At 72.3% G+C, this 13,607-nt stretch carries 14 protein-coding genes and 1 riboswitch; of the genes, 8 read left to right on the forward strand and 6 right to left on the reverse strand.

Features of this window, described 5'->3' with window-relative positions; all coding sequences use genetic code 11:
- Positions 1 to 65: 65 nt before the first annotated feature.
- The 6 genes from AB0M39_RS07340 to AB0M39_RS07365 all read left to right on the forward strand — a co-directional run bounded on the left by AB0M39_RS07340 (position 66) and on the right by AB0M39_RS07365 (position 6,731).
- Complete coding sequence (locus tag AB0M39_RS07340) at positions 66 to 1,427, forward strand: YcaO-like family protein (RefSeq protein WP_365361120.1); 1,362 nt, start codon at positions 66 to 68, stop codon at positions 1,425 to 1,427.
- 106 nt (positions 1,428 to 1,533) lie between these two features.
- Positions 1,534 to 2,556, forward strand: a complete 1,023-nt coding sequence (locus AB0M39_RS07345) for an LLM class F420-dependent oxidoreductase (protein ID WP_365361122.1) — start codon at positions 1,534 to 1,536, stop codon at positions 2,554 to 2,556.
- Positions 2,553 to 4,049, forward strand: coding sequence for an MATE family efflux transporter (locus AB0M39_RS07350; protein WP_365361124.1), 1,497 nt, complete (start codon positions 2,553 to 2,555; stop codon positions 4,047 to 4,049). The genes AB0M39_RS07345 and AB0M39_RS07350 overlap by 4 nt, the downstream gene beginning before the upstream one ends.
- Before the next feature lie 116 nt (positions 4,050 to 4,165).
- The gene (gene tsaD / locus AB0M39_RS07355; RefSeq protein WP_365361204.1) at positions 4,166 to 5,242 is read left to right on the forward strand and encodes a tRNA (adenosine(37)-N6)-threonylcarbamoyltransferase complex transferase subunit TsaD; all 1,077 of its coding nucleotides are present in this window, start codon (positions 4,166 to 4,168) and stop codon (positions 5,240 to 5,242) included.
- Positions 5,242 to 5,907 (forward strand): GNAT family N-acetyltransferase, encoded by a 666-nt coding sequence (locus AB0M39_RS07360; protein ID WP_365361126.1) that lies wholly within the window; start codon positions 5,242 to 5,244, stop codon positions 5,905 to 5,907. The genes tsaD and AB0M39_RS07360 overlap by 1 nt, the downstream gene beginning before the upstream one ends.
- The gene (locus AB0M39_RS07365) at positions 5,904 to 6,731 is read left to right on the forward strand and encodes a MucR family transcriptional regulator (RefSeq protein ID WP_365361128.1); all 828 of its coding nucleotides are present in this window, start codon (positions 5,904 to 5,906) and stop codon (positions 6,729 to 6,731) included. Before AB0M39_RS07360 ends, AB0M39_RS07365 begins: the two co-directional genes overlap by 4 nt.
- A gap of 45 nt (positions 6,732 to 6,776) precedes the next feature.
- Here AB0M39_RS07365 and AB0M39_RS07370 read toward each other — a convergent pair whose 3' ends face one another.
- From AB0M39_RS07370 to AB0M39_RS07390, 5 genes are all read right to left on the reverse strand, one after another.
- Positions 6,777 to 7,463 (reverse strand): hypothetical protein, encoded by a 687-nt coding sequence (locus AB0M39_RS07370; protein ID WP_365361130.1) that lies wholly within the window; start codon positions 7,461 to 7,463, stop codon positions 6,777 to 6,779.
- An 82-nt stretch (positions 7,464 to 7,545) separates the two neighbouring features.
- Positions 7,546 to 8,562: a glutathione S-transferase C-terminal domain-containing protein gene (locus AB0M39_RS07375; protein WP_365361132.1), complete on the reverse strand. Its 1,017-nt coding sequence runs from the start codon at positions 8,560 to 8,562 to the stop codon at positions 7,546 to 7,548.
- Positions 8,563 to 8,594: 32 nt separating this feature from the next.
- Positions 8,595 to 9,653: an NAD-dependent epimerase/dehydratase family protein gene (locus AB0M39_RS07380; protein ID WP_365361134.1), complete on the reverse strand. Its 1,059-nt coding sequence runs from the start codon at positions 9,651 to 9,653 to the stop codon at positions 8,595 to 8,597.
- Positions 9,654 to 9,982: 329 nt separating this feature from the next.
- Positions 9,983 to 10,468 (reverse strand): acyl-CoA thioesterase, encoded by a 486-nt coding sequence (locus tag AB0M39_RS07385; RefSeq protein WP_365361136.1) that lies wholly within the window; start codon positions 10,466 to 10,468, stop codon positions 9,983 to 9,985.
- A gap of 45 nt (positions 10,469 to 10,513) precedes the next feature.
- Positions 10,514 to 10,733: riboswitch (cobalamin riboswitch) on the reverse strand.
- A gap of 71 nt (positions 10,734 to 10,804) precedes the next feature.
- On the reverse strand, positions 10,805 to 11,401 hold the full coding sequence (locus tag AB0M39_RS07390) for a TetR/AcrR family transcriptional regulator (RefSeq protein WP_365361206.1): 597 nt from the start codon (positions 11,399 to 11,401) through the stop codon (positions 10,805 to 10,807).
- 211 nt (positions 11,402 to 11,612) lie between these two features.
- Here AB0M39_RS07390 and AB0M39_RS07395 point away from each other — a divergent pair, with 211 nt between their 5' ends.
- On the forward strand, positions 11,613 to 12,623 hold the full coding sequence (locus AB0M39_RS07395) for a chlorophyllase (protein WP_365361138.1): 1,011 nt from the start codon (positions 11,613 to 11,615) through the stop codon (positions 12,621 to 12,623).
- Between the two features lie 73 nt (positions 12,624 to 12,696).
- A complete protein-coding gene (locus AB0M39_RS07400; protein ID WP_365361140.1) occupies positions 12,697 to 13,125 on the forward strand; it encodes a hypothetical protein in 429 nt (142 codons plus the stop codon).
- Here AB0M39_RS07400 and AB0M39_RS07405 read toward each other — a convergent pair.
- The gene (locus tag AB0M39_RS07405; RefSeq protein WP_365361142.1) at positions 13,122 to 13,574 is read right to left on the reverse strand and encodes a nuclear transport factor 2 family protein; all 453 of its coding nucleotides are present in this window, start codon (positions 13,572 to 13,574) and stop codon (positions 13,122 to 13,124) included. The two genes, AB0M39_RS07400 and AB0M39_RS07405, sit on opposite strands and share 4 nt — an antisense overlap.
- Positions 13,575 to 13,607 lie beyond the last annotated feature (33 nt).

A 13,607-nucleotide genomic window follows, 5' to 3' on the forward strand; every position in this document is an offset into this window, starting at 1 on the left:
GGGTGACATCACGTCACCCCCCGCCGTGCGCCGTACCGCCGGAACCGGAGAGGAGCACGAAGCGCGTGGTGCCAGGCCTGATCGACCGGGTCACCCTCGACCGACCCCGGGTGGAGACCGTGCCGAGCTGCATCTCGTACAGCGCCCGTCTGTCGGCCCGGCCCGAGTTCGCCCCGTGGGTGGTCGACGCCGTCACGGGCGGCGCCGCGCTCGGCGACCACGACCAGGCGCGCAACGCGGCCATGGGCGAAGCCGTCGAACGCTACTGCGGCAACGCCGTCCCCGGCGCACTGCCCATCGCCTCGTACCGACAGCTGACCCGCACCGGCAGGCCCGCCGTCGACCCCCGCGAGTTCGCTCTGTACTCGCCGTCCCAGTACGCCCACCGAGGCTTCCCCTTCGTGGCGATGACGCCCGACCTGGAGATCGCCTGGGCGCCGGGCGCCGACCTCGCCGGCGGGGGAGAGGTCCTCGTCCCCGCGTCGCTGGCGTACGTCAACTACTTCCGCGGCGCCCACGGCGACGAGCCGCCCACCAACTACCCGATCCTGGCGGGCACCGCCGCCGGCACAAGCCCCGAGCAGGCGCGACGCGCCGCTCTGGAGGAGGTGTTCGAGCGCGACGCCGTCACCCTGTGGTGGCTGAGCGGTGCTCCGGCGACCGCCCTCGCCCCGCAGCCGGGCGGCCCCGTCGACGCGGCTGTCGGCGAGGCCCGGACCGCGGGACTCCAGGTGACCTTCCTGCGCATCCCCTCGACGTTCGACGTCACGGTCGTCGCCGCGTTCGTCGAGGACCCGGCGCGCCGGCTGGTCGCCTTCGGCAGCGCCTGCCGGTCCACCGCCGAAGCGGCGGCGGCCAAGGCGCTCACCGAGGCGGTCGGCATGCACGAGACCGGTCTCGAACTGCTCGACCACGACGGCGACTTCTGGACCGCCGTCCGAGCCGGCCGCATCGGCCACCGGCCCTACCGGCCGTACCGGAGCGACCGCGCCTATCGGGAGGACTTCCGGCCGGACCTGCGCGACGTCAACGACGTCCGCCTGCATCTGCAGCTCCACCTCGACCCGCGCGCGCAGGACGCCCGGCTCGACCGGCTGCGCACGCCCGACAGCGCACTGCCCCCGAACCCGACCACCGGTTCCGGCGCCGGGCTGGACGGCGGGCTGAACGGTGGACTTCACGGGGGGCTTCGGCAGATCACGGCCCAGGGCCTGCGGGCCGTCGCCGTCGATCTGACGACACCGAGCGTGCGGGACGCCGGCCTGCACGTCGCCCGCGTCCTGGTCCCCGGTCTCAGCTGCAACGCCCCGGCCGCCTTCCCCTTCCTCGGCGGCCGCCGGCTCTACGAGGAGCCGGTCGCCCGCGGCTGGGTTCCCGGGCCGCTCCGAGAGGACGCCCTGGTGCTCGACCCCCTGCCCTTCTCCTGACGGGCCTCCTGGCGGGTCTCCTGACGGGCGCGGATCCGACCCGTCGGCGCCACCCGTCGACCACCCACCGACGACCCCCATCACTACGCGAGGAAGGAGCCCCTGCATGCGACTCGGGCTGGCCCTGGGCTACGGCGGAGAACCCATCGAGCAGGTGCTGCCGATCGTCGAGCGCGCCGAACAGATCGGCGTCGACTCGGTGTGGAGCGTGGAGGAGTACGGCCCCGACGCCGTCAGCGTGCTCGGCTATCTGGCCGCCAGAACCCAGCGGATCGAACTCGGCACCGCCATCATGCAGATCCCGGCGCGCACCCCGGCCGCCACCGCCATGACCGCGATGACCCTGGACATGCTCTCGGGCGGCCGCTTCCGGCTCGGCCTCGGGCTGTCCGTCCCGTGGATCGTCGAGGGCTGGCACGGCCGCCCGTACGACAGACCGCTGCGCCGGACCCGTGAGTACGTCGACATCGTCCGCAAGGCCGTCGCCCGCGACGAACGGGTCGCCTACGACGGCGAGATCTACCGACTCCCGTACCGGGGACCCGGGTCCAGCGGACACGCCCGGCCGGTGAAGTCGGAGATGACACCGCTGCGCGCCGAGATCCCCCTCTATCTGGGCGCGATCGGCCCCCGCAGCGTGGCACTGACCGGCGAGATCGCCGACGGCTGGCTCTGCGGGCTGTACGCGCCCGAGCACGAGACGGCCCTGACCCGTCCGCTGGACGAAGGGCTCGCCCGCGCCGGCCGGACGCCCGACGACGTCAGGATCTGCCCGATCCTGTACGTGGCCCGCGCCGACACCGTCGAGGAGGGACGCGAGGAGCTGCGGCCGCTGTTCGCCCATCTGATCGGAGCGGTGGGGCCGGGCGTACGCAACACGTACTTCGACGTCGCCTGCCAGATGGGCTACGAGGGTCCGGCCCAGACCATCCGGAAGCTCCTCGCCGACGGCCACAAGAAGGACGCCGTCGCGGCGGTCCCGGACTCCCTGCTCGACGAGGCGGCGCTCGTCGGGCCCCTTCCCGCGATCGTCGACCGGATCCTCGCCTGGAAGGACTCACGCGTGGACACCCTGATCCTGCTCGACCGCGACGTCGAACTCCTGGAAGCCGCCCAGGCCACCCTGTGAACGACCGCTCCGAGACCGGCCGCGCCGAACCCGACCGCTCCACCGCTGACGGAGCGGCCACGGACGGCGCGGCCGCGCACGCCCTGAACGCCCCCGCCGGGGAGCATCCCGCCGGGAAGGAACCTGCCGGGGACCATCCCGACGGGAGAGCACCCGCACGCCCGGGCGTACGACGGGTCTGGACGCTGGCGTACCCGCTGCTGATCGCCGGCCTGACCCAGATCGTCCTCAACATCGTGGACACGGTCATGCTCGCCCGGCTGTCCACCCGCGCCCTGAGCTCGTTCGCGCTCGCCGCGCCCGTCTATCTGATCGCCCTCATCGTCGTACGCGGCTGGGCGACCGCCGTCCAGGTGCAGGTCGCCCAACGCCACGGAGCAGGACGCCCCGACGAGGTCGCCAGGGTGGTCCGGGTCGGCACGGTCACCGCGCTCGCCGCCGGCGCCGCCGTCGGGGCGCTGCTGTACGTCGCGGCCACGCCCGTCCTGACGGTGCTCGGAGCCCCCGAGGAGCTGATCGGGCCCGGCGTCTCCTATCTGCGCGTGCTCGCCTGGGCCGTGCCCGTCGCCGCGGTCTCCTTCACCCTCCAGGGCGCGTGCGCCGGTATCGGCGTCACCCGGGTCTCGATGTACACCGCGCTGCTGGTCAACGCGGTCAATCTGCCTCTCGGCCTGCTCCTGATCTTTCAGACCGGCCTCGGCGTCACCGGCGCCGCCGTCGCGACCCTCGTCGCCACCGCCGCCGGAACCGGCTATCTGCTCCTGTACTGCCGAACACGCCTGCTCCAGAAGGCAGGCGACCCGACCGACAGCCCACGGGACATCACCCGCGGCCTGTGGCGCATCGGCTGGCCGGAGATGAGCACCATGGGCATCGGCTACTTCAACGAGGCCCTGCTGGCGGGATTCGCCGCGCGGATGGGCACCCACGACCTGGCGGCCTACCGCATCGTGGACAACCTGCTCCTCGTGGTCTTCACCGTCCTGGCCTCCGGAGCCTCCGCGGTGACGGTCCTGGCAGGGCAGGAGTTCGGCAGCGGCGACCATGCCCGCGCCGCGGCCTGGCACCGGGCCGGCACGAGGCTGCTGCTGCTCCTGCTCGCCCTGCCGTCGGCGCTGGCCCTCGCCTTCGGCCGGCCGCTGATCTCCCTGGTCACCGAGGACCCAGCCGTCGCCGAACGGGCCTGGGAGGCCACGCCTGTGGCGCTGCTGAGCATGGCGCCGATGGTGCTCGCCATGTCCCTGGGCGCACTGCTGCGGGCCGCGGGAGACACCCGGTCGGTGATGATCGCCTCCGTCGCCTCCGACTACGCGCTGCTCATCCCGCTCGCCTGGCTGCTCGGGCTCCACGCGGGCCTCGGCATCCCCGGCCTGTATCTGGCCTGGACCGCCTTCGCCGCTCTGTACGCCTTCCTGCTCCATCTGCGCTACCGACGCCGGTTCCGGCCGCGGGAGCGCTCCGTGGCGGACGCGGGGGCCTCGCCGCCGATGTGACGGGACAGCAGGACGATCCCACGCCCGTCGTCTGTCTCCCGCCGGCCCTTGTTGCACATATATTGCAACTACACTCCCTAGGCAGTAAGCCAGGAGCGGCAATGAGGGAGTCCGGCATGCAGAAGGCGCCGGTGGTGCTGGGGATCGAGTCGTCGTGCGACGAGACCGGGGCCGGGATCGTCTCCGGCGGCCGGCTGCTGGCGCACGCGGTGGCGTCGAGCATGGACCAGCACGCGCGGTACGGCGGGGTGGTGCCCGAGATCGCCTCCCGCGCGCATCTGGAGTCCTTCAACCCGGTCGTGCGCCAGGCGCTGGACCAGGCCGGACTGCGCCTGAACGACATCGACGCCGTCGCCGTCACCACCGGGCCGGGGCTGTCCGGCGCCCTCCAGGTCGGGCTCGCCGGCGCGAAGACCCTCGCCTACGCGATCGGGGCGCCGCTCTACGGAGTGCACCATCTCGCAGGCCATGTGGCCGCCGACACCCTCGCCCACGGACCGCTCCCCGACCCCTGCGTGGTGCTGATCGTCTCCGGCGGGCACACGTCCCTGCTGCTCGTGCGGGATCTGGTACGCGATCCGATCGTCCACCTGGGCGACACCGTCGACGACGCGGCGGGCGAGTGCTTCGACAAGGTGGCGCGGGTGTTCGGGCTGCCGTATCCGGGAGGGCCGGCGATCGACCGGAGCGCCCGGGGCGGCGACCCTCGTGCCGTGACGTTCCCGCGCCCGCTCACGGGCGCGAAGGTCGATCCGTACGCCTTCTCCTTCTCGGGGCTGAAGACCGCCGCGGCCCGCTGGGCGGAGCGGCACCGCCTGCGGGGCGAGGAGATTCCCCTGGCCGACGCCGCCGCCTCGCTCCAGGAGGCCGTCGCCGACGTGCTGACCAGGAAGGCCATCGCCGCCTGCCGGGAGTACGAGGTCGCGACACTCGTCGTGGTCGGCGGAGTCGCCGCGAACTCCCGAGTGCGGGCTCTTGCCGAGGAGCGGTGCGCCGCGGCCGGCATCGCCCTGCGCGTCCCGCCGCTGCGACTCTGCACCGACAACGGCGCCATGATCGCCGCGGTGGGCGATCTGCTCGTCCGGGCCGGCGCGGACCCCGCCCCGCTCGACGTCTCGATCGACCCGTCCGCACCGCTGGAGTACGCGGCCCTGCACCCGGTGGCGCAGACGAGCGGCGTCCGGGCGGCATGATGGCCTCGAGCATTCGGATCGTCGGCGACGAGCGGCTGCTGTCGTACGCCGCGGGGATCCGCGCCGTGTACGCGAGCGCCTTCGCCGCGCCTCCGTGGGACGAGGCAGAGTCCATGGCGGACGCCTATCTGGAGCGGCTGGGCGACGACCTGGCGAGGCCCGGGTTCGTCGCCGCGCTCGTGCTGGACGGAGACACGGTCCACGGCTTCTGCACGGCCTGGACCACCCCCGCCGACTTCCCGAAGGACCGCTGCCATCCGCAGGTGCTCGCCGCCCTCGGCCCGCAGCGGACACGGGACTGGCTGTGCGGCGCCCAGGAGATCGACCAACTCGCCGTGCACGCGCGGGCGCGCGGGAGGCGGCTGGGCCCGGCCCTCCTCGACGCGGTGACCGCCGAGGCCGCAGACGGCCGTTCCTGGCTGCTCACCTCCATACGGGCCGAGACCGCGATGGACTTCTACCAGCGCCTCGGATGGCATCAGGCGACCTATCCCGCGCCGCGGGGCACAGGCGCGGCAGTGTTTCTGGGGCCCTGCCACCCCGCCGCGCCCGCGACCGCCGGTTGGGGGGTCGTACGCGCCGATCGACCGGTCGAGGACGGCCCGGCCCGGGCGACCGCGTCTCGCCGCCCACAGCACCCCGTCGGCGGCGAGCGACGGTCATGAACGGCCCGCAGAACCGACAGGAGAAGCGCCAGGAGAGGCGACAGGACAAGCGCCTGCGCACGAGCGGGCACCCCGACTTCGGCCGGCTGATCCGCGACGAGGCCACCGACACCGTCGTCTGCCATGTCTGCGGGCAGGCCTTCCGCTCGCTGGGGGCGCATGTGCGCGCGCACGGGATGACGGCGGCCGAGTACCGGCAGGAGTTCGGGCTGATGCGCACCCGCGCCCTGAACGCACGCTCCCTCTCCCAGCAGCAGTCCCGCACCCGCCGCGCCGGGTACCGGGAGTCGCAGGACGCCCAGGCGCACTTCGCCGCCGGCCGGGCGATGGCCCGCTCCGGCGAGCTGAGCCGCAGGCGTTGGGACGCCTACCGCGAACGGACGGATCCGGAAGAGCTGCGGCAGGCGCGGCGGGGCAATCTGAGCGACGGCCGGCGCACACAGGCCCGCGCCGCCGACTCCCGCATGGCGGCCGCGCTGCGCGCCATGGGCTTCGCGGACCTCGGCCAGGCGCTGCGGACCGTCTACGTCGACCAGGAGAACAGCGTCGAGGAGACCGCCCGCATTCTGGCCGTCGGCAAGCGCAGGGTGCGGCGTCTGCTGCTCGAACACGGTATCCAGCTCCGCCCGTCCGGGCAGAACTCCGCCGCCGGGCGGCGCTCGCGCGTCGCGACGAACGACCGGGCCGCCGCCGAGCGCGTCGGCGCCCGGGACATCACGTCATGGCTGCGCGAGCGGACCGCCGACGGCGCCACCCTGCGCGAACTGGCGGCGGCCACCGGCCGCAGCATCCCGTGGGTGGCAGCCCGGATCGGCCCCCGCTGAGCCTTCCGCGACGCGGTGCCCGGAGCCCTGAGCCCGGCGTTCGCGTCAGGCGGGCCAACGGACGTCGTCGTACGCGGGGTTCGGCTGTCCGTCCTTCAGGGTGCGTGGTGCGGTGAACGTCCCGTACAGCTCGGTGTCCTTGAAGTACGCCTCGCCGACGGTCCGGCGCGGGAGGCTCAGTCCGTAGTGCTCGCCGAACAGCCGGTAGACGTCGGCCATGCCCGGGACGTACAGCCCGCACTCGTCGGGGTCGTCGGGGAAGTCGGGGTCGGGCACGGCGCTGCCGAGCCCGATCTCGGCGGTCATACGGGCGGTGAGCGGGTGATCGGCTCTGACCTGTTCGTGCACCACGCCCTCGCAGTACTGCCAGTCCCACTGACCGTCCACGACGGCGACGACCTGCGGTGGGTCCATCATGGTGTCGCTGACGCGCACATAGGTGCGGTCCTCCCACAGATGGTCCAGACGGCGTCGGTCGGAGCGGAACATGCCCCCTCCGGTCTCGAACGCGAACGCCCACCCGCCGCAGGCGCCCAGCCGGGCGAGGTCGGGCAGGCCCGTCGTCGACCCGGCAGCCGCGACGATCGCGTTGAAGGCGGGCGGGTCCAGGACGGCGCCCGGCTCCGCGCCCAGCATCACCGCCAGGTCCTCGACTTCGGCGTCCTTCAGCGCGACCAGTTGGAAGCCCCATCCGTGGAAGGCTTCATGTATCCACTCGATTCCGTCCGTCATGGCCGGCAACGTACCGGGCGCCGCTGACAATCCCCGGGGGCGACGAGCTTCCTCCTGGTCGTCGGCGCGGCCTCCTGGGCCTTCAACGAGGTCGCGCCAGCGGCGTATGGCCGGCCGGCACCGACTCCTCGGACGCCACCGGCTCGGGCGGCGTGCCGTCGCCGAACGGCCGCCCGCCCAGCGCCGCACGGTCGTGAGGCGCGAGCCAGCTCGACAGATCCGGGCCCACCGGCACGATTCCCGTCGGATTGATGTCGCGGTGCACGGTGTAGTAGTGCTGCTTGATGTGCTCGAAGTCGACCGTGTCGCCGAAGCCGGGCGTCTGGAACAGGTCCCGGGCGTACGCCCAGAGCACCGGCATCTCGGACAGTTTCTCCCGGTTGCACTTGAAGTGGCCGTGATAGACGGCGTCGAAGCGCACCAGCGTCGTGAACAGCCGCACGTCGGCCTCGGTGATCGTGTCGCCGACGAGGTAGCGGGAGACCTCGAGCCGCTCGGCGAGCCAGTCCAGCCGGGCGAAGAGCCGATCGTAGGCCTCGGCGTAGGCCTCTTGCGACGCGGCGAAACCCGCCCGGTAGACGCCGTTGTTCACGTCCTTGTAGACCGCCTCGCCCACCGCGTCGATCTCGGAGCGCAGAGCGGACGGGTAGAGCGCCGGAGCGCCTGCACGGTGGCAGGCCGTCCACTCCAGTGACATGTCGATGGTGATCCGCGGAAAGTCGTTGGTGACGACCTTGCCCGTCGGCACGTCGACGATCGCCGGCACCGTGACGCCTCGGTCATAGTGGGGGTCGCGGGCGAGGTACGCCTCCTGGAGCCGTTCGATGCCGAGCACCGGGTCGCGGTGGCCCGGGTCGAGGTCGAACGCCCAGCTCCGCTCGTCGTGCGTCGGCCCGGCGACGGCCATCGACAGGGCGCTCTCCAGCCCGAGGAGCCGCCGCACGATCACCGCCCGACTCGCCCATGGGCAGGCTCGGCTGACCACCAGACGGTAACGGCCGGGCTCGACGGGAAAGCCGTCGCGTCCGTCGGCGGTCACCCGGGTGGCGATGTAGCGGCTGTCGCGCGCGTACTCCCCGCTGGCGTTCACCTGGCTCATCTCCTCCTGTCTGCCTGGGCGGCGGACGCGGTTCAGGCGGCTTGCCGGGCGCGGTGCGGGGCGAGGGGGGCGGTGTCCATGCCCGCGTCGGTGCGGAGCCCGTCCAGGAACTCCTGGACGGCCTCGACAGCCGTGTACCGCGGCTGCCAGTCCAGCTCGGAGCGGGCGCGGGAGCTGTCCAGCAGCGGGAGGTGGAGCACCGCGTCGAACAGGTCCGGGGACGCGGGCACCAGGCGCAGCCGCCAGGCGGCGGAGAGAGCGGCCCGCACCGGTGGCAGAGGAACCCGCAGCGGTCGCGCCTCGAGGATCCGGGCGAGCCTGGCCGCGTCCAGCGACGGGTCCGCGGCGAGGTTGAACGCGCCCCGGACGGGGCGGACGACGGCCTCGCGGTAGGCGGTCGCCGCGTCGTCGGTGTGCAGGGCCTGGAAGGTCAGCCCCGGGAGGTCGGGGAAGGCGGGGACGAGCGACGGGCGGACCAGATGCGCGGGCAGCAGCCGCCCCGCGAAGATCCGAAGCTGCTGGGACGCCGACTCCCGCTTGAACTGGAAGCCCGGACGCATGCGGACCACCCGCATGGCGCCATGGCGCTGTTCGTACGCGTCCAGATAGCGCTCCAGATAGGCCTTCTCGCGGCAGTAGGCGGCCTGCGGCCATCCGTGGGTGGGCCAGTCCTCGTCCACCAGCTGGTCCTTCGGGCCGGGGGAGTACGCGCCGACCGACGAGGCGTAGACCAGCGCCGGCACTCCTGCTTCCGCGGCCGCGTCGAAGACGCGGATGCTGCCCAGGACGTTGGTCCGCCAGGTCGTGGCGGGGTCGTGGGTGGGCTGGAACTTCCACGCCAGATGGACGACGGCGTCCGCGCCGGCGAAGTGGGGTGCGAGTTCCGGGCCGCCCGGGTCGACGTCCGCGGCCACCCATTCCGTTCCCTCTGGGCGCCAGTCGGGGACCCTGCGGGCGATGCCGAGGACCGAGGCTATGCCGGGGCTCCCGGAGAGGGCCTGGACCACGCTCGTCCCGACATTGCCGGTCGCGCCCACGACCACCACCCGGCGCCCGCCGGTCTCTGTGCCGCTCGGTGCTGTGCGGGTCATGTCGGCCGCCTTCCACCGGAGGTTTCCTGGCAGTGGTGTGGGTACCCGGTGCGTCGCCCGATATTCACGGTTTTGCGCCAGTGTCGCTCGCTGCCGGAGCGGGTGGCCGTGGGGCAGCCGGCGACCGAGGGGGCGCATGCGGTGCGGCCATGGACGGGGAAGGCGCCTCCTTGAACGAGACGGCGCATCCGGTCGCGAGACGTGCCGTATCGCGTCGTCGCCGACGCCTCTTGGTCGGCGCCTCTTGGCGGACGACGGGCCGCCACCCCGATCGGGTGGAACGGGATGGCAGCGGTCGGGTCCGAACGCGTCCGCTCAGGACGCGCCGGTCAGGACTTCTCTGCCCCGGGCGTGTCCGCTGCGGAGTCGGCGGTTTCGCACTCGGCGGCTTCGTCGTTGTCGAGCGCCGGAACGGGACGCGGTGCGCCCTCGGCGTCTATCGCGACGAACGTCAGTCGGCCCGTGGCGACTTCGGCCACCGGGCCCGAGGCGTTCCACCGCTCGGCCGTCACGCGGACCGACGCCGTCATCGACGTTCTCCCCGCTCGTTCCAGCTCGGCGTGCACGCTCAGCAGGTCGCCGGCGCGGACGGGGGCGAGGAACGTCATGCGGTCGACCGAGACCGTCACGGCAGGGCCGTCGGCGTGACGTCCGGCAGCCGCCGCGGCGGCGTCGTCGATGAGCTTCATCACCACGCCGCCGTGAATGGTGCCGTAGAGGTTGGTGTCGTGCTCGCTCATGATGTGGGCGAGGGTCACCCGGGAGTCTGCGGGGGTCTTGCGGGCGGACGGCAGGGTCGCTGTTCGATCGGCCACGTCAACTCTCCTTCGCGAGTCGCGGCAATGCGGGACCGCACGCACCGGTGGCGTACGGGCAGCGGCAGGTCTTCGGACTCGCGGGCACGTCCTCGTCGAGGAGGACACCTACTGGCCGTCGCTTCCCAGGTCCTGTCGGGCCCAGTGCTTATGACGGCGGTCGTTCCCGCTCACCGCTGCGGGGCAGTCCCGGATTCCCACCGGGTTCCCTCTTGCGACGCCTCCCGCCTGGCGGACGGGGCGAACCAGCTGCACCGACAGGGTAACCGCCGCGTGGGCCGGGGCCTCCAAGGGCGATCCCGATGGCCCGGGCTCCGCGTGCGTCCGCCGTGGAGGTCAGGTCGACTGCGGTCGCTGCAGCCCGTGAAGGAGCAGGTCGACCAGTCGGCGGGGGTCGTAGCGGGGGTCGCTGTCCCGTCCGACGCAGAGGTTGCCGATGCCGCGCATCAGCTCGTAGGCCTGCGTACCGGGCCTGATCTCGCCGGCGTCGACGGCGGCGTCGAGCAACTGCGCGCAGACGGGCAGCAGGCGGTCGAGGAAATAGGTGTGCAGCGCGGCGAAGCCGCTGCTGTCCGACTGCAGTGCGTTGGCGAGGCCGTGCTTGGTGACCAGGAAGTCGACGAACAGGTCGACCCACTGACGGAGCGCTGCGAACGGAGAGTCGGCGCCGGCCAGCAGGCTCGGGCCGGCTTCGGCGCATGCCTCGACCTGGTGGCGGTAGACCGCGACGACGAGATCCGCCCGAGTCGGGAAGTGGCGGTAGATCGTCCCCATCCCGACGCCGGCTCTGGCCGCGATCTCACGGATGGGCGCATCAATGCCGGAGGTGACGAACACCTCGGCTGCGGCGGCGAGCAGCGTCTGCTCGTTGCGCAGCGCGTCGGCCCGCTTGCTTCGGGCCGGCGCCTTCCCGGACTGGCCTGCTGTGGGCACCATGCCCTCCTTCCCCTCGCCGTCGACTAGCCATGGAGCTAAAACGGAACACTGATCCGTTTACAAAGCGGAGCAGTGTTCCGTATAGTAAGTGGAACGGCGCTCCGGTTTCAGCGTAGCTGAAGCCGGACGTTCCCGACCGCCTTACCCGCCGGCCGAACGAGATCGGCGGCGGAGGCCATCGAAGGGAAAGACGCTCATGAAGACGCGCATGACCGCAACGACTCGCACAGCCGACACCGTCAGCCCGCCCACGCCCGTCCTCTCGGTCAGTCCGGTAGTGCTGTCGACTCCGGACCGAGCAGTGGACCTCCAGCTACGAGTCTCCGCGCCCGTGACCGGAGACGAGCTGCCGATCATCCTGCTCTCGCACGGCCAGGGCCACTCGAACCACCTCTCCTCGCTGAACGGCTACGCCCCTCTCGCCGACTTCTGGGCGGCGCACGGCTTCGTCGTGATCCAGCCCACCCATCTGAGCTCCACGACGCTGAGCGAGACCCTGGATCCCGACACCCCCGGGGCGCCTATGCACTGGCGGTCACGGGCCCAGGACATGCGGCGCATCCTCGACCAGCTCGACGCGGTGGAGACCGCCGTCCCCCAGCTCCTCGGGTGCCTCGACCGCAGCAGGGTCGCCGTCGCCGGACACTCGATGGGCGGGCACACCGCGAGCCTGCTGCTGGGCGCCCGGCTCACCGATCCGCACGACGGAACGGAGGTGGACCTGGCCGATCCCCGGATCACGGCGGGCGTACTGCTCGCGGCGCCGGGCAGAGGCGGCGACGCCCTCACCGAGTTCGTGGCCGAGAACTTCGCCTTCCTCCTGAGCACGGACTTCTCCCAGATGACGACGCCCACGCTCGTGGTCGCCGGCGACAAGGACGCCTCCGACCATCTGACGGTCTCGGGCCCGGACTGGCACACCGATCCGTACGTCCTCTCCCCGGGCCCCAAGTCCCTGCTCACCCTGTTCGACGCGGAGCACGGGCTCGGCGGCGTCTCCGGCTACGACGTCGCCGAGACCACGGACGAGAACCCCGAGCGAGTGTCCGCGGTCCAACGGCTCACCTGGGCCTACCTCCGCTCCGCGCTCTATCCCGGGGACCGCGCTTGGCAGGATGCACGCGAGGCACTGACGACCGGCCCCGACCCGCTGGGACGCGTCGAGTCCAAGGAGGCCGAGAGCACCGTCTCACCCACGGGAGCCGACAGCTCCCAGTGAGCTGACCTACCCTTCGGGACTGTGAGCCGGACACGGTCCGGCCCCCAAGTGCTGTGACGTGAAAGGTCGCCCCATGTGGCATGGCTGCACCCCGGTCCTGGGCGCGGAGCTGGACTCGCCCCGGCGGGAGATCTCGGGCTGGCAGATTCCGGGCATCGGCGAGCTGGACATCGAGTCCGAGGGATACCGGATGTCCGTGCTGCCCTCGGAGTCGACCCTGCGGGTGGAGTTGGCGTTCGCCGGCGCGTACGTCGAGTCCGCGACCGAGCCCTACCGCTCCCTGGGGCCGGTGCTGCTGTCGATGGAGGGAGTGCTGTCCCTCTCCCTCGACACCCCTGGGGCGCCTGACGGCCCGCTGTGGAAGCGAGTGCTGCGGGCAGACTCCTCGAACGACGTCCTGCGGATGGCCTGGGACGAGAAGAGCGACATCCTGTATGTGCGGGACGGCGGCCTGACCCTCGTCTGCCGGGGTGGCGCATGGCGTTGGCAGGTGAGCGCCTAACCCTTGTCGCAGCACGCCGGCCCGCAGGCGTCGGCGATGGCCGCGGTGTCCCAGTAGAAGGGGCGGACCTCCGCGATACGGCCGTCGGTGACCGTGATCGTCTGCAGGATCGGGAAACCGAGCTCCCGGCCGGTAGCCCGGGCGACCGCACGGACCTGGGTGAGCACCACCGCGGTCGCCCCGGCGGCGAGGAACTCCTGGTCCGCCATGACGAACGATTCCCACGCCTCGCTCATCGCGACGAAGAACCGCTCCAGGCCCTCGTGTCCACGCCACGTTCCGCCGTAGGGCAAGGCAGCGGCCTGGTGCAGGACGACATCGGGCGCGAAGAACGGGGCCAGCGCGTCGAACGAGGCGGCGCCCGGCCCACCGGCCCGGAAGTACTCCGCCTCGGCCGCGTACATGCCGGTGAGGACAGTCATCGAGTTCGTCATGGCGGGGTTCGTCATGCCGACAGCTTGGCCAGCCGAACGAGATCGCGC

The sequence above is a fragment of the Streptomyces sp. NPDC051907 genome (genome assembly GCF_040681075.1).
Classification (GTDB): Bacteria; Actinomycetota; Actinomycetes; order Streptomycetales; family Streptomycetaceae; genus Streptomyces.